This is a genomic window from Falsirhodobacter sp. 20TX0035, assembly GCF_028307215.1.
GTDB lineage: Bacteria > Pseudomonadota > Alphaproteobacteria > Rhodobacterales > Rhodobacteraceae > Falsirhodobacter.
The window spans coordinates 72,416-87,100 of sequence record NZ_JAQMHV010000008.1; the positions used below are offsets into that span (position 1 = coordinate 72,416).

The 14,685-nt window shown below is 66.2% G+C and carries 12 protein-coding genes; 3 read left to right on the forward strand and 9 right to left on the reverse strand.

Features of this window, described 5'->3' with window-relative positions; all coding sequences use genetic code 11:
• The first annotated feature begins 90 nt into the window (after window positions 1-90).
• Window positions 91-1,008: a LysR family transcriptional regulator gene (locus PIJ50_RS10590; RefSeq protein ID WP_271975108.1), complete on the forward strand. Its 918-nt coding sequence runs from the start codon at window positions 91-93 to the stop codon at window positions 1,006-1,008.
• A 6-nt stretch (window positions 1,009-1,014) separates the two neighbouring features.
• Here the strand turns inward: PIJ50_RS10590 and PIJ50_RS10595 are convergent, their stop codons facing one another.
• The 9 genes from PIJ50_RS10595 to PIJ50_RS10635 all read right to left on the reverse strand — a co-directional run bounded on the left by PIJ50_RS10595 (window position 1,015) and on the right by PIJ50_RS10635 (window position 12,443).
• Window positions 1,015-1,824, reverse strand: a complete 810-nt coding sequence (locus tag PIJ50_RS10595) for a creatininase family protein (protein WP_271975110.1) — start codon at window positions 1,822-1,824, stop codon at window positions 1,015-1,017.
• A gap of 9 nt (window positions 1,825-1,833) precedes the next feature.
• Window positions 1,834-2,796, reverse strand: a complete 963-nt coding sequence (locus PIJ50_RS10600; protein WP_271975112.1) for an ABC transporter ATP-binding protein — start codon at window positions 2,794-2,796, stop codon at window positions 1,834-1,836.
• Complete coding sequence (locus tag PIJ50_RS10605; RefSeq protein WP_271975114.1) at window positions 2,793-4,706, reverse strand: dipeptide/oligopeptide/nickel ABC transporter permease/ATP-binding protein; 1,914 nt, start codon at window positions 4,704-4,706, stop codon at window positions 2,793-2,795. The genes PIJ50_RS10600 and PIJ50_RS10605 overlap by 4 nt, the downstream gene beginning before the upstream one ends.
• Window positions 4,703-5,656, reverse strand: a complete 954-nt coding sequence (locus tag PIJ50_RS10610; RefSeq protein WP_271975116.1) for an ABC transporter permease — start codon at window positions 5,654-5,656, stop codon at window positions 4,703-4,705. The genes PIJ50_RS10605 and PIJ50_RS10610 overlap by 4 nt, the downstream gene beginning before the upstream one ends.
• A complete protein-coding gene (locus PIJ50_RS10615; protein ID WP_271975117.1) occupies window positions 5,656-7,191 on the reverse strand; it encodes an ABC transporter substrate-binding protein in 1,536 nt (511 codons plus the stop codon). Before PIJ50_RS10615 ends, PIJ50_RS10610 begins: the two co-directional genes overlap by 1 nt.
• Before the next feature lie 193 nt (window positions 7,192-7,384).
• Window positions 7,385-8,752, reverse strand: coding sequence for an aminotransferase family protein (locus PIJ50_RS10620; RefSeq protein ID WP_271975118.1), 1,368 nt, complete (start codon window positions 8,750-8,752; stop codon window positions 7,385-7,387).
• Window positions 8,749-10,119 carry an aspartate aminotransferase family protein gene (locus PIJ50_RS10625; RefSeq protein ID WP_271975120.1) on the reverse strand — a complete coding sequence of 457 codons (1,371 nt, stop codon included), beginning with the start codon at window positions 10,117-10,119 and terminating at the stop codon, window positions 8,749-8,751. Before PIJ50_RS10625 ends, PIJ50_RS10620 begins: the two co-directional genes overlap by 4 nt.
• A 223-nt stretch (window positions 10,120-10,342) precedes the next feature.
• Window positions 10,343-11,074: an SDR family NAD(P)-dependent oxidoreductase gene (locus tag PIJ50_RS10630; RefSeq protein ID WP_271975121.1), complete on the reverse strand. Its 732-nt coding sequence runs from the start codon at window positions 11,072-11,074 to the stop codon at window positions 10,343-10,345.
• Window positions 11,075-11,528: 454 nt separating this feature from the next.
• Complete coding sequence (locus PIJ50_RS10635) at window positions 11,529-12,443, reverse strand: LysR family transcriptional regulator (protein ID WP_271975122.1); 915 nt, start codon at window positions 12,441-12,443, stop codon at window positions 11,529-11,531.
• A gap of 111 nt (window positions 12,444-12,554) precedes the next feature.
• On the opposite strand from PIJ50_RS10635, the gene PIJ50_RS10640 reads away from it, so the two are divergent.
• A complete protein-coding gene (locus tag PIJ50_RS10640) occupies window positions 12,555-13,637 on the forward strand; it encodes a 4-oxalomesaconate tautomerase (protein ID WP_271975124.1) in 1,083 nt (360 codons plus the stop codon).
• A gap of 41 nt (window positions 13,638-13,678) precedes the next feature.
• Window positions 13,679-14,680 (forward strand): ABC transporter substrate-binding protein, encoded by a 1,002-nt coding sequence (locus PIJ50_RS10645; protein WP_271975126.1) that lies wholly within the window; start codon window positions 13,679-13,681, stop codon window positions 14,678-14,680.
• Window positions 14,681-14,685 lie beyond the last annotated feature (5 nt).

Consider the following 14,685-nt stretch of genomic DNA (forward strand, 5'->3'; position numbering starts at 1 on the left):
GTCATCCTTGCCGCATCGCAAAGCAAAAATTCTGGCGGTGGTCATAGAAGAAATTTATGACGGGCCACGCCGCGGACCCCGGAGGACGCCATGAACCTGAAACAGCTTGAAGCCTTCTACTGGCTGACCCGCCTGCGAAGCTACCAGCGCGTCGCGGATCACATCGGTCTGACGCAACCCGCTGTATCGGCACGCATATCGGGGCTGGAGGACAGTCTGGGCGTGCGGCTCTTGGATCGGGAGGCCTCCGTCTTCACCCTGACCGATCAGGGGCACGAGGTTGCCGAATATGCCGAGAATTTCCTCAATCTGTCGGAGGCTTTGACATCCCGCCTGAAGATCGGGCAAAAAAGGCGTTATACCATCGGCACCGTAGGCATGGTGACGCGCACCTGGGGCAACACGCTGCGCCGGAAGGTCCTTTCGGACAATGGCATCGGCCTTGTGGATTTCCATTCCGCCTCCAACGTGGAGCTGCGCCAGCAGGTGCGGTCCGGCGCGCTCGACATGGCCTTCGTCACGGGGGAGGCCGGTCTGCCGCAGGTCGCGGACAGCTTTTCAGTGCTCTACAAGGTCGGCTGGGTGGCGCGGCCGGACGTGGTGGGCGAGGGTCGCCGCCCCCTGACCCCGGACGAGATCCGGGCGCTGCCGCTGATTCTCTATCCCCACACCTCGCCCCTGTTCCGCCCGGTGGCCGAGATGGTGGACGAGACGCGCCGCCGGCCGAACGCGCGGCACACCGGAAACTCGCTGGGCACGATCTGCGACATGGTGCGGGACGGCTTCGGCGTTGCCGCCATCCCGCTGGCGGCGATGGAGCGGGAGATCGCCACCGGCATGGTGGTGGAGATCGCCACGACCGTGCAGCTGGCCCCGCTGGACACGCGCTGCGTCCACCTGAACCGCGCCCGCAAGCAGCAGACGCAGCAGATCTTCGCGCTGGCGCGGCAGGCCGCGGCGGAATGGGCCGCGGCCCATCCCCGCTATGTCAGCTTTCTGGACACCTGAAGGCGATCAGCCCGCAAAGCCCGTCGACACGTGGTCGCGGATGAAGCCCGCGCCGATCTTCACCAGTCGGTCCGACAGCGCCTTCCCCGTCTCGGCCGAGCTGAAGGCCGGGTCGCCGCCCCAGACGCCGTGCGGCGCAGCCTCGATCGCCTCCATCGGGACGGTGATGCGCGCGCCGTCGTATTTCACGGCGGCCATTCCGGCGACGTCCATGCCCATCGCGCGGCGACCCTTGGGCGGGGCCTGCTTCAGGTCCATGCGCAGGATGTCGGGGTAATAGTGCAACCCGATGGACGTCAGCGGATCGCCCCCGTGCCCCGAGGATTTCGCGGCCGCCTCCGGCCCCAGGATCTCCTTCAGCAATTCGTAGCTGATCTGCCACAGATACATGGAGGCCACGAACATGCCGTTCTTCCGGCGCCACGCCTGCGTCACCTCGTTGATGGCAAGGACGTTGCCGCCATGGCCGTTGATGATCAGGATCTTCGTCAGCCCGTGGCGCGCGAGGCTGCCCAGCATGTCATCGAGCAGCGCGGTCAGCGTCGGCTGGCTGATCGCGATCCCGCCATGCGACGATCCGAAATAGTCCGAACCGCCAAAGGGCACCGGGGGCGCCACAAAGGTCGGCACGCCTTCGGCCCGCGCGGCGCGGGCGATGTCCAGCGCCACGCATTCGGCGCCAAGATAGTCGCCCATCGGCGCATGCGTGCCCTGATCTTCCAGGGACCCCATCGGCAGCAGGATCACGGCGTCGCCGTTCAGGTGCTGGCGGGCTTCCTCGCTCGTCAGTTCGGCCATCTTCAGTTTGTCGGTCATCACGTCCTCTTACAGTATGTCGTCGCGGATGCAGGCCTTGAGGCGGTTGTCGCCTGCGGGCCGCAGGGGGGGCACGCTATCGGCACAGGCCGGCAGCGCGTATGGGCAGCGCGAGCGGAACACGCAGCCCGAGGGCGGGGACAGCGGCGAAGGGATCTCCCCCTCCAGCCGGATGCGGTGGGGGGCGTGCTTCAGGCTCGGCTCGGCGGATACAAGGGCGGCGGTGTAGGGGTGCTGCGGGTGGAAGTGCACGGCATCGGCCGGCCCCACCTCCATCACGCGGCCCAGATAGAGCACCATGACCCGGTCCGAGATGAAGCGCACCACCGACAGGTCGTGGCTTATGAACAGGAGCGAGATGCCGTGGCTGACCCGCAGATCCGCCAGCAGATTCAGCACCTGCGCCTGGATCGACACATCCAGCGCCGACACCGCCTCGTCGCAGACGATGAACTTCGGCTCCACGGCCAGCGCGCGGGCGATGCCGATGCGCTGGCGCTGCCCGCCCGAGAATTCGTGCGGGCGGCGGTCCAGGAAGGCCGGGTTCAGGCCCACCATGTCCAGAAGCTCGGTCAGGCGGCCCTCGCGCGCGGCACCCGTGTGCAGCCTGTGCGTGTCCAGCGCCTCGGACAGGACCGCGCGGATGGTCTTGCGCGGGTCGAGGCTGGCATAAGGGTCTTGGAAGATGATCTGCATGTCCTTGCGCAGGCGACGCAGATCCTCGGGCCCAAGGGCCGTCAGGTCGTGCCCCCCGAACGTCATCGCCGCGCTGTCGCTGTCGATCAGGCGCAGCACCGCCTTGCCGATCGTGCTCTTGCCCGATCCGCTTTCGCCGACCAGCCCAAGAACCTCGCCCGGGTGGACGGTCAGCGACACGTCGCGCAGCACCTGCATCATCCGCTTGCCGAACAGGCCCTTGCGCCCCACGGGATAGTGCTTGTTGAGGTCACGGACCTCAAGAATGGCGGTCATGCGGCCTCCTGCGTGGCTTCGGGTGCGCGGAAGCAGCGCACATGGCGATCGGATCCCCCAAACAAAGGCGGGCGGTCCAGGGCGCAGCTTGCCAGCGCGATCGGGCAGCGATCACGGAAGGTGCAGCCCGAGGGGCGGCGGCCGGGCAAGGGTGGCGTGCCCTCCACCGCCTGCAGCCGGTCGCCGCGCGTCGAATGCGCCTCCTCGTGCGAGGACGGCATGCTCTCCAGCAGCGCGCGGGTGTAGGGATGATGCGGGTCGGTCAGGATCTGCTTTGCGGGCCCCTCCTCCACCACCTGGCCCGAATACATCACGGCCACGCGGTCCGCGATCTCGGCCACCACGCCAAGATTGTGGCTGATGAAAAGAAGGCTGAGGCCGTCGGCATAATCGGTGCGCAGCTTTTGCAGCAGCTCGATGATCTCGGCCTGGATGGTCACGTCCAGCGCGGTCGTCGGCTCGTCGGCGATCAGCAGGCGCGGCTCGCAGGTCAGGGCCATCGCGATCATCACGCGCTGGCGCATCCCGCCCGACATCTCGTGCGGATAGCCGTTGAAGCGCCGCTCCGCCTCGTTGATGCCGACAAGGGTCAGCAGCCGGATCGCCTGGGCGCGCGCCTCGGCCTTTGGCATGGGCCGGTGGGCGAGGATCGCCTCCACCATCTGCGCGCCCACCTTGTGCACGGGGTTGAGGCTGGTCATCGGCTCCTGGAAGATCATGGCGACGTCGTTGCCGCGCACATCCTCCAGCTGCTTCGGGGTCAACCGGCCCATGTCCACCATTTCCCCCGACTTGCGGCGCAGGGTCAGGGTACCGGCCGACTGGCGGATCGCGCCGGGCAGAAGCCCCATCAGCGCCAGCGCGGACAGCGACTTGCCCGATCCGGATTCCCCCACAAGGGCGGTGCACTGGTTGGCGCGCAGGGTCAGGCTCACATCCTCGATCACGGGAACGGGCTGGCCGGGGCGCGGGATGTCCAGGCGAAGGTTCCTCACCTCGGCCACCACGTCACCCGCCGCCCCCCCACCCTGGCCATCGCTGGTGGGCTGCGAGGTGGTGTCCTTGCCGCCGCCGTTGCCCTTCGGGTCCAGCGTGTCGCGCAGCCGGTCGCAGAAGAAGTTGATGGCATAGATCGTCAGCGTCAGCGCCACGCAGGGGATGAGGATGCCCAGCGGGTCCTGGTTCATGAACTGCCGCGCGCCCCGGATCATCTGCCCCCAGCTGGGCGCGGGCGGCACGACGCCGAGGCCGAGGAACGAGAGCCCGCTTTCGATGGTGATCGCCGCCGCCGCCGTCAGTGAATACTGGACCGAGACGGGGCCCGCGATGTTGGGCAGGATCGTCCCGAACACGATGCGCCGCGACGGGGTCCCAAGCGCGCGGCTCGCCTCCACGAAGTCGAGGGCGGAGACGCGCAGCGCCTCGGAGAACGCGATGCGGGAGAAGGCGGGGAAATACAGGATCGACAGCACTGCGACCAGCGTCACCGTTCCGGGCCCGAACAGCGTGACCACCAGCAGCGCCAGCAGGATCGGCGGGAAGCACAGCACCACGTCCGACAGCCGCGTGGTCAGGAACTGGAACGGCCCGCGGAAATAGGCGCCGATCAGCCCGAACAGGGTTCCGACAAGGCAGGCGAGCGTGGTGGACAGAAAGGCCACCATCAGCGACACCTGACCGCCATGCAGCACGCGCGCCAGCCGGTCGCGGCCGAACTCGTCCTGCCCCAGCCAATGCTCCCAACTGGGCGGGGCAAGGCGTTCGCGGACCGAGATCTGGATCGGGTTCGCCTCGGTGATGAGGGGGGCGGCGAAGGGGATGACGATCAGCGCGGCCAGAAGGACGCCCGGCAGGATCATGCGGCGGGGAATGGCGGGCGCGCGGAAGCGGCTTGCGGGGATGGCGGTCATTGCAGACGGATCCTCGGGTCCAGAAGGGAATAGAGGACATCGATCACGAGGTTGATCGCGATGAAGATGGCCGCGACGACAAGGATGACGGCCCGCACAGTGGGATAGTCGCGCTGTTCGACCGCCGTCACCAGAAGGCCGGAAAGGCCGGGCCAGTTGTACACGAACTCCACCAGCACCGTCGAACCCAGCAGGATGCCCAGCTGCATCCCCACCACGGTGATCACGGGGCCGAGCGCGTTCTTCAGCACGTGGCGGCGGATCACGAGACGGCGGGACAGGCCCTTCGCGGTGGCGGTGCGGACCCAGTCGTGGCCCCGCATCTCCAGCACGCTGGCGCGGGTCATGCGGAAGATGATGGTGGCCAGGTGCAGCCCCACCGTCACCGCCGGCAGGATCAGCATCCGCAGATGCTGCACCGGATCCTGCGCAAAGGCGACGTAGCCGCCCGCCGGAAGCCAGCCCAGCACCTGCGCGAAGAGATAGATGAACAGCGTCCCCACCACGAAACCGGGCACCGAGGTCAGGAGCGCGTTCACCGCCGAAGCCGTGATGTCGAAGCGCCCCCCGGCCCGCAAGCCCGCAGCCGTTCCAGCCGGGATCGCCACCAGCAGCGCAAGAAGGGCGCCCGCCGCGATGATCTCCAGGGTGCGGGGCAGACGCAGGGCGATGTTGTCCGCGATGGACGATCCGTCGATGATGGAGGTGCCGAAGTCGAACCGGACGCTGTTGAGCAGGAACGCAGCGTATTGCTGCATCACCGGCTGGTCGAGGCCCATCGTGGCGCGTAGGTTCGCGATCGCCTCGGGCGTGGCGCTGCCGCCGCCGGTTGACAGCAGAAGTTCCGCCGGATCACCCGGCACCACCGCCAGAAGCGAGAAGACGATGCTGCCCACGACGAACAGCATCACGGCCGCCCCCGCGACGCGGCGCAGAAGAAAGCCCCCCATCAGCCCAGCTTCGCTTCGTCCAGCACGAACCCGCTGGATCCGTTCAGGAAGCCCGGAAGAGTCTGGAAGCCCGAAACGTTCGCCGACATCCCGAAGGCCTGCGTCCGCCAGTTCAGCGGGATCTGCGGCGCCTCCTCGTAATAGGCGGTATAAAGCTGCTGGTAGATCGCCTTGCGCTTTTCGGGATCCGTCTCGACCCGGCCCTGTGTCAGCAGGCCGTCGATCCGATCGCTCTTGAAGCCGTAGGATTGCAGATAGGATGGGTTGGCCGAGGACAGCATGGAGAACAGCGCATCGGGATCGTTGAACGTGCCGGAGGCGCCGTGCACGGCGATGTCGTATTGCCCGTTCGTGCCCATGGTCACCCGGCTGCCCCAGTCCGGCAGGTCCAGCGTCACGTTGATGCCGATCATCGCAAGATAGGCCTGCACGACCGAGGCTGTGTCCTGATGCATCCCGTAGGTGGCCGTGGCCAGCAGGCGGCACTCGAACCCGTCGGGATATCCGGCCTCGGCCAGCAGGGCCTGCGCCTTTTCCATGTCGTAGCGGTATTCGGCGTTGGGGTCCGACAGCGGGATGGTCGATCCCTGCGGGTTCGGCAGCCCGTAAAGCGGCGCGCCCCGGCCGGCGAAGGCCGCGTCCACCACGTCCTGACGCTCGATCGCGTAGCCGATGGCCTGGCGCACGCGCGGATCCTGAAGCGGACCCTCCTTGGCGACGTTGAACAGCAGGAACATGAACGGCCCCGAGGTGGTGGAGATGTTCAGATCGTCCGACGCCTCCACCGTTTCGAACTGCGTCCAAGGCAGGTATTCGATCACGTCGACATCCCCTGCCTCCAGCGCGGAATAGCGCAGGTTGTCGTCGGCGTAGGAGACGAAGCGGATGCCGTTGACGCCGGGCTGGTCGGCGCCGTAGAAGCCGTCGAACTTCGCCACCTCCACAAACACGCCCTTTTCCTGCGACACCAATTGGAACGGGCCGCAACCGATCACCGCCTCAGGCGTGGACCTGGCCGAGATGATGGGCGCGCAGTAGCTGGCCATCAGGGTCAGGAACACCGCGCTTGGCGTGGACAGGGTGATGCGCACCGTCTTGTCATCCAGCGCCTCCATGCCCTCGATCATCGCAAGATCGGCCTTCAGGAAGGCCGAGGAGCCTTCCTTCGTGATCTCGGTCAGGGAGTGGATCACATCCGCCGCCATGACCGGATCGCCGTTGTGGAATTTGGCGTTCGGGCGCAGCTTGAAGACGATGGCCGTCTCGCCCTCCCACTCGGCGCTTTCGGCCACTTCGGGGATCAGATTGCCCTGCCCGTCATAGCCCATCAGCCCGCGGAAGATCGCCAGCTTCACGGTGTTGGCCGCACCGCCGGTGTTGTCGAACGGGTTCAGGCTGGGCGGAAAGGTCGACAGGCCGAAGCGCAAGGTGCCGCCGGTCGCCTGGGCGCGCAGGCCGCGGGGCAGCGCCAGCGCGCCCAGCCCGGCGCCAAGGCCCACGAGCACGGCGCGACGCGAGAATTCGGTGTGGGTCATGAATACCTCGGGTGGTCTGTTGGGAGGGGTGCGGGCTTTGGCCCGTCTTGCTGTCATGGAACCGTCAGATGTCCCCCCGGTCCAATCGAAAAAACTTCTATGGGCCATAGATTTGTTTGTGCCGAACCCTTGTGCGTCAACGCCGAAAAACCCCTGCACATCGTGCAGGGGCAGGAACGCCGTAGCGGCCTTGTCAGCCGAAGACGCAGGTCAGGGCCATGTCGATGGCGGCGGTGATCTGGTCGATCTCGGCCGCCGTGGCGATCAGCGCGGGGCTGAGCGTCAGGGTGTTGTTCAGCCCCGGCAGCGACCGGTTGGTCATGCCGATGATGACGCCTTCGGCCGCGCATTCGGCCACCACGCGAACGACAAGCCGTTCGTCCACAGGCTCCTTCGTCGTGCGGTCCTTTACCAGCTCGGCCCCCTGGAACAGGCCGATGCCCCGCACGTCGCCGATCACGGCGTGCCTGTCCTGCAGCGCCAGAAGGTTCGACTGCAGCCGCGCGCCCATCCGGCGGGTGTTTTCCAGAAGATCCTCATCCTCGATGATGCGCATGTTCTCCAGCGCCGCCGCCGGGCCCGCCGTGCAGCCCCCGAAGGTGGAGATGTCGCGAAAATGCGCCATGGGATCGTTGGCGTCCTTGAACATGTCGAACACCGCCTCGGTCGTGACGGTGCAGGAAATAGCGGCATAGCCCGAGGCCACGCCCTTGGCCATCGTCACGAAATCGGGCCGGATCCCGAAGTTCTGATAGCCGAACCATTCGCCGGTGCGCCCGACTCCGCAGACGACCTCGTCGATGTGCAGAAGGATGTCGTATCGCGTGCAGATCTCCTGCACCCGCGCCCAGTAGCCTTCGGGCGGAACGATCACGCCGCCGCCGGCGGTCACCGGCTCCAGGCACAGCAGGCCGATCGTGTCGGGGCCCTCGCGCAGGATCACCTCCTCGATCGCGTCGGCGGCGCGGCGGCCGTAGTCGGCCACGTCCCACTGCTTGCGGTATTCAAGGCAATGCGGCACCTGCACGAAGCCTTCGGGCAGCGGGCCATACATTGCCGCCCGTTCGGGCTGGCCGCTGGCCGCCAGCGTGCCAATGGTGGTGCCGTGGTAATCCCGCTCGCGGAACAGGATCTTCGACTTGAGGCCGCCCCGGCGCTGCGCCGAGATCTGGCGCACCATCTTGAACACCTTCTCGTTCGCTTCCGAGCCGGAGTTGGAGTAGTAGACCCGGCTCATCCCTGGCATCTTCGTCAGCAGCTTTTCCGCAAACATCGCGGCGGGAACCGACCCCGCGGCCCCGGCGAAGTAGTTCATCTTCACCAGCTGGTCCCGTACCGCGTCGGCGATGCTGGTCCGGCCATAGCCCACGTTGACGGTCCACACCCCGCCCGACACCGCATCAAGGAACTTCCGGCCGGTGGTGTCCCAGACGTTCATCCCCTTCCCTTCGACGATGATGCGGGGATCAGCGGTCTCGAAGGGTTTGTGCTGGGTCAGGTGGTGCCAGACATGCGCCTTGTCGGCGGCGATGACATGGCTCAGGTCGTTGGCGACGTTCATGCGACCTGCTCCTCGAACGCCTGCGCCATGGCCAGGTCGAAGCGGCGGAGCAGTTCGTGCACCCCGGCCTCGGTGATGATCATGGGCGGGCAGAAGCAGACGGCCTCGCCGATGCCACGCACGATCAACCCGTTGTTCTGGCAGGCCATGGCGACGGCCTGCGCCGCCTTGCCGGGCGTGTCGAACCCGGCCTTGGTCACCTTGTCGGACACGAACTCCACCGCCGCGATCAGGCCTTCGCCGCGCACTTCGCCCACCAGCGGGTGGTCGGCATATTTGCTCAGCCCCGCGCGCAGGATCTCACCCATCGCGACGGCGTTCGACACGAGGTCGCGCTCCTCGATGATCTTCAGGTTCTCCAGCCCCACCGCCGTCGCGACCGGATGGCCCGAGGTGGTGTAGCCGTGCCCGAAGGTGCCCAGCGTCGCCGACCCGTCGGCAATGCCCTGATAGATCTTGTCCGAGAACACGATCGCCGCCAGCGGCTGGTAGGAGGACGTGATCTGCTTCGACAGCACCAGCACGTCCGGCCGGATGCCATAGGTCTCGCAGGCGAACATCCTGCCCGTGCGCCCGAAGCCGTTGATGACCTCGTCCGCGACGATCAGGATGTCGTATTTGCGGCAAACGGCCTGGATCTTCTCCCAATACCCCTTTGGCGGGACGATCACGCCGCCAGCGCCCATCAGCGGCTCTCCGATGAAGGCCGCGACGGTTTCGGGGCCCTCGGCCAGGATCGTCTCCTCCAGCTCGGTGGCCAGACGGTCGGAAAACTGCTCCTCCGTCTCCCCCTCCTGCCCGAAGCGCCAGAAGTGGGGGGTGGATACGTGGCGGACGAAGTCCAGCGGCAGATCGAACCCCTTGTGGTTGGCCGGAATGCCCGTCAGCGACCCCGCGCCGATGGTGATCCCGTGATAGCCCTTGATGCGGCCGATGAACTTCTTCTTCTCGGGCCGGCCGATGGCGTTGTTGTAGAACCAGACCATCTTGATGACGGTGTCGTTGGCCTCAGAACCGGAGTTCGTGAAGTGCACGCGGTCCAGCCCTTCGGGCGTCATCTGCACCAGTTTTTCGGCCAGAAGGATCGACGGCTCCTGCCCCTTGCTGGCGAACAGGTGCATGTAGGGCAGCACGTCCAGCTGCTTCTTCGCCGCGTCCACCAGCCGTTTTTCCGAAAACCCGAGGCCCACGCTCCACAGCCCCGCCAGCCCTTCGATGTAGTCCTTGCCCGCGTCGTCGTAAACGTAGATGCCCTCGCCGCGGGCGATGACCAGCGGGCCGGTCTTTTCATGCGCGCGCGCGTTGGTCACGGGGTGGAGGAGATAGCGGATGTCGCGCCCTTGAAGCGAGTTGGGAAGGAGGGTCATCGAAGGGTCCTGTTGGTTGATGTGCGACCGGTTCGCCGGCCGTCATGGGAAAGACACGCATATGTTGCGCAGGCTTGGCAAGATGGCGGCCACGGGCATTCGGATCGCGGCGCCCACCGGGGCGGGCGAAGCAACCGTTCGCCTGCGCCGGCCGAGGATTGCCGGGAAATTCAGCGGTTCGGAAAACCGGTCGCGTCGGCGACACCCTTTGACGGCCGCAAGGTCAGACGTGCTGGCCGCCGTTGATATGGATCTCCGCCCCGTTGATGTAGCTGGAGGCGTCGGTGCACAGGAAATGGATGGTCTTCGCCACCTCGTCCGTGGTGCCCAGCCGTTGCAGCGGCACCTCCCGCTGCACAAGGCCGTCGGTGCCCGGCGACAGGATCGATGTCGCGATTTCTCCCGGAGAGATCGCGTTCGACCGGATGCCGAGGGGGCCGAACTCATGCGCCAGTTCGCGCGTCAGCGCCGCAAGGCCGGCCTTCGAGGCCGCATAGGCGACGCCCGCGAACGGATGCACCCGCGAGCCCGCAATCGAGGTGACGTTCACGATCGACGCCTTCGCCTTTGTCAGCTCCGGCAGCAGTTCGCGCACCAGAAGGGCGGTGGAGACGAGGTTCACGTTCAGCACCTGCATCCAGGTGGCCGGGTCGGTGTCAGCAACGCCCATCCGCTCCCCATCCCGCACCTTGGGCGAGATGCCGGCGTTGTTGACCAGCGCCGCCAGCTCTCCATCCTGCAGGCGCGAGCGCACATCCGCGGCCAGCGCGGGGATCGCCGACAGGTCCGCCAGATCCGCCTGAATGTGGCTTTCCCGGGCCCCCGGCCAGCGGCATTCGTCCGAGAACGGCTGGCGCGACACCGTCAGCACGCGCCACCCTTCGCGCTGCAGAACCTTCACGGTGGCGTGGCCGATCCCGCGGCTTGCACCGGTCAGAAGGCAGTATTTGGTCATGGGGAGTCTCCCGTAGGTCCCGCGGCGTTCCGTCGGGTCCGTGGCAGGATACGGGCCAGGGGTCCGCCCGCAACCAAATCTTTTCGATGGCCGCCATCAGCAATTTTGAAGGGAGAGCATCTTGGTCCCGAAGCCTATGGTGGCAGCGTGTTGCCCCACGCGCAGCGGTTTGCAGGATGACCCGGCCTCCGCACCGTTGCACGCCATCCCACCTCATGCCCCGCACCGGCAACGGTGTCGCGTGGTCCGCGAACGCTGCCCTGTTCAAGAGCGGCGTCTGATCCTTTACGCGCCACTCGTGCGTCGCACCTGCGACGCCACCTCTTGGTCCGTGCACGACGACCTGTTCAGGAACAGCGGGGGGCCGTCGTGCGCCATGCTACCTCATGCCTCGCACCGGCGACGCTGCCCTTTGGTCAACGGCAAGGGCCTGTGCAGGAACCGCGCCAAGCCTTCACGCCCCCGGCTCTCCTCCATCGGCCCATGTGCCCAGCAACATCTCAAGAAACCGACCGGCGGCGGGGGACAGCCGCGTGTTCCGGCGGCGGATGACGCCGATGGGGCGGGAAATCTCGGGCGTGCCCAAGGGACGGGTCACAAGAAACGGATGGTCCCCCGACGGCGTCGCAAGGCGCGGGAGGACCGAGATGCCCAACCCCTGCTCCACCAGTCCCAGAGAGGTCGACAGGTGCGTCACCTCATACGTCCAGTGCAGGCTGACGTTGTGCTGGGCCAGCGCCGTGTCCAGCAGGGTCCGGTTCCCGCTGGAGCGGTGGACGGTGATCAGGGGGTAATCGCTCAGATCCCCCCACTCCACCTTCTTCCTCCGGGCCAGGGGATGGTCCTTCAGGGTGGCCAGCACGAAGGGGTCATCGGCCAGATGCGAAAACTCCAGCGCCGGGTCCGAGCCGTGCATGATGTTGATCCCGAACTCCACCTCTCCGCGCGCGACGGCCTGCAGGCCGTCCACCGCCGTCAGGTCAAGGATGCGGAAGCGGATGTTCGGGTAGACCTTGGCAAATTCCTTGATCACCTTGGGCAGGAAATAGAACGCGGCCGTGGGGATGCAGGCGATGGTGACAAGCGCCCCGCTTTGGCGCCCCAACTCGCGCACGGCGAAAAGCGAGGAGTCGAACTCCTCCAGCATGCGTCGGATCAGAGGGATCAGCTCGCTCCCGATGGCGGTCAGCGCCACGTTGCGGGTGGTGCGTTCCAGAAGCGGCATGCCGACGGCGGCCTCCAGCTTCTGGATCCGCCGGCTCAGCGCCGATTGCGACAGGTTGAGCGCTTCGGCCGCCCGGTGAAAGCCCTGAAGATCCACGACGCTCAGGAAGGCGCGCAGGTCCAGCATCTCGCAATTGATGTTCACGACGCAATAATCTTTCCGATATTGGCATTTAACAAATCAGCATCCTCCCACCATACACAAGAGAAGATCATTTTGATCGCATAGATGCATCAGTCTGAAAGGGTGTGCAATATGAACGATCTTCAGTCGATCCCCTGTGTCCTCATGCGGGGCGGCACATCGAAGGGTCCGTTCTTTCTGGCCAGCGACCTTCCGAATGACACGGCCCTGCGCGACCAGATCCTGCTGTCGGTGATGGGATCGGGACACCCGTTGCAGATCGACGGGATCGGGGGCGGCAATCCGGTGACCAGCAAGGTCGCGATCATCAGCCCGCCCACCGTGCCCAACGCGGATGTGGATTACCTGTTCGCGCAGGTCAGGATCGACCAGCAGATCGTCGACACCTCTCCCAATTGCGGCAACATGCTGGCGGCTGTCGCCCCCTTCGCGCTGGAAGCGGGGCTCGTAAGGGCCGGGGAGGAAACGACGCTGGTGCGCATCCACAACGTCAACACCGGCAAAATCATCGAGGCGGAACTGGACACCCCCGGCGGCAAGGTCTGCTATCTGGGGGACGCGTCGATCGACGGCGTTCCGGGCCAGGCCGCGCCCATCGCGCTGACTTTTCTGGACGCGGCGGGCGCGCGCACGGGCAAGCTGTTCCCGACCGGCGCGCCTCTGGACCATATCGACGGGGTGGAGGTGACCTGCATCGACTGCGCCATGCCGATGGTCCTGATGCATGCCGAGGCCCTGGGCATAACGGGTTACGAATCCGCCGCCAGCCTGAACGCGGACGCCGCCCTCTTGCAGCGGATCGAGACGATCCGCCTGAAGGCAGGCCTTCTGATGGGGATGGACGATGTCAGCCAGCAGGTGACGCCGAAGCCCGTTCTCATATCGCACGCGCGCAAGGGTGGGGATCTGAACGTGCGGTATTTCATGCCGCGCGAATGCCATCCGTCCCTGGCCACGACCGGGGCGGTGGGCATCGCCACGGCCGCCATTTCGCCCGGAACGGTGGCGGCCGCGCTGATCGGCCCGCGCGCCATTCCCGCCGTCCTGCGTATCGAACATCCCGGCGGCGGTCTGGACATCAAGCTGGACGAACGCGACGGCAAGACGATCGCCGGGGTTCTGCGAACCGCACGACGACTGTTCGAGGGTTTGGTCTACGCCAAGCCGCCAAAGGCTGCAAAGATCGCGGCGTGAAACCGGCACCGGGAGGGGTGCCATCCAGGGAGGACTATCACATGAAACACCTTTTGATGGCTTTGGCCGCATCCACCGCGCTGGCCGCACCGGCGCTGGCGCAGGACGTCCGGATGAGCGTCGGGTCCTACAACCTGAACAACCTGCCGTTCCCGGTGGCGCAGGGCCTCGGCTTCTATGAGGACGAGGGCCTGGACGTGACGGTGGACAACTTCGCGTCCGGCGGGTCCAAGACCCTGCAGGCGCTGGTGGCCGGATCGACGGACATCGCCGTGGGCTTCTATGACCACACGATCCAGATGCAGGCCCAGAACAAGCACGTGGTGGGCTTCGTGGAACTGGCCCGAAACTCCGGCTTGGTTCTGGCGGGCGGCAATGACACCACCTTCGATCCGGCCAATCCCGAAAGCATCCAGGGCGCCAAGGTCGGGATCACCGCGCCGGGATCGTCTTCGGACTTCTTCATCCGCTACTACCTGCAGCAGCACGGCATGACGGCGGACGACATCTCCATCATCGGGGTAGGGTCGGGTTCGGCCGCCGTGGCCGCGCTGGAACAGGGCAAGATCGACCTTCTGGTGAACTACGACCCCGCCGCCACCTTCATCGAGGCCAAGGGCGTGGGCAAGATCCTGATCGACGCGCGCAGCGACGAAGGGGCCACGGACGTCTATGGTGGGATCTACCCGACCTCGGTCCTGTATGCCACGCAGGACTTCATCGACGAGAACCCCGAAACGATCCAGAAGGTCACGAACGCCACCGTGCGCGCCCTGAAATGGATGAGCGAGCACACCCCCGAGGAGATCGTGGCGACGCTTCCGCCCGAATACATCTCGGGCGACGCGGACACCTACACGCTGGCGGTCAAAAATGCGATGGCCATCTTCTCGGCCGATGGCGTGTTCAACACAACCGACATCGAGACACCGCTGAAGGTATTGAAGACGTTCAACGAGTCGGTGGGCCGCGCGGACATCGACCTGTCCCGGACCTACACGAACGCCTTCGTCGAAGCCGTTCCCGCCGACGCGACGAACTGAGGAGG

Excerpts from the sequence above, each read along its gene's own strand:
- PIJ50_RS10630 (WP_271975121.1), bottom strand. The coding sequence starts at position 11,074 with ATGACCAAATACTGCCTTCTGACCGGTGCAAGCCGCGGGATCGGCCAC.
- PIJ50_RS10640 (WP_271975124.1), top strand. The coding sequence starts at position 12,555 with ATGAACGATCTTCAGTCGATCCCCTGTGTCCTCATGCGGGGCGGCACA.
- PIJ50_RS10615 (WP_271975117.1), bottom strand. The coding sequence starts at position 7,191 with ATGACCCACACCGAATTCTCGCGTCGCGCCGTGCTCGTGGGCCTTGGC.
- PIJ50_RS10605 (WP_271975114.1), bottom strand. The coding sequence starts at position 4,706 with ATGACCGCCATCCCCGCAAGCCGCTTCCGCGCGCCCGCCATTCCCCGC.
- PIJ50_RS10610 (WP_271975116.1), bottom strand. The coding sequence starts at position 5,656 with ATGGGGGGCTTTCTTCTGCGCCGCGTCGCGGGGGCGGCCGTGATGCTG.
- PIJ50_RS10645 (WP_271975126.1), top strand. The coding sequence starts at position 13,679 with ATGAAACACCTTTTGATGGCTTTGGCCGCATCCACCGCGCTGGCCGCA.
- PIJ50_RS10620 (WP_271975118.1), bottom strand. The coding sequence starts at position 8,752 with ATGAACGTCGCCAACGACCTGAGCCATGTCATCGCCGCCGACAAGGCG.
- PIJ50_RS10590 (WP_271975108.1), top strand. The coding sequence starts at position 91 with ATGAACCTGAAACAGCTTGAAGCCTTCTACTGGCTGACCCGCCTGCGA.
- PIJ50_RS10600 (WP_271975112.1), bottom strand. The coding sequence starts at position 2,796 with ATGACCGCCATTCTTGAGGTCCGTGACCTCAACAAGCACTATCCCGTG.
- PIJ50_RS10595 (WP_271975110.1), bottom strand. The coding sequence starts at position 1,824 with ATGACCGACAAACTGAAGATGGCCGAACTGACGAGCGAGGAAGCCCGC.
- PIJ50_RS10625 (WP_271975120.1), bottom strand. The coding sequence starts at position 10,119 with ATGACCCTCCTTCCCAACTCGCTTCAAGGGCGCGACATCCGCTATCTC.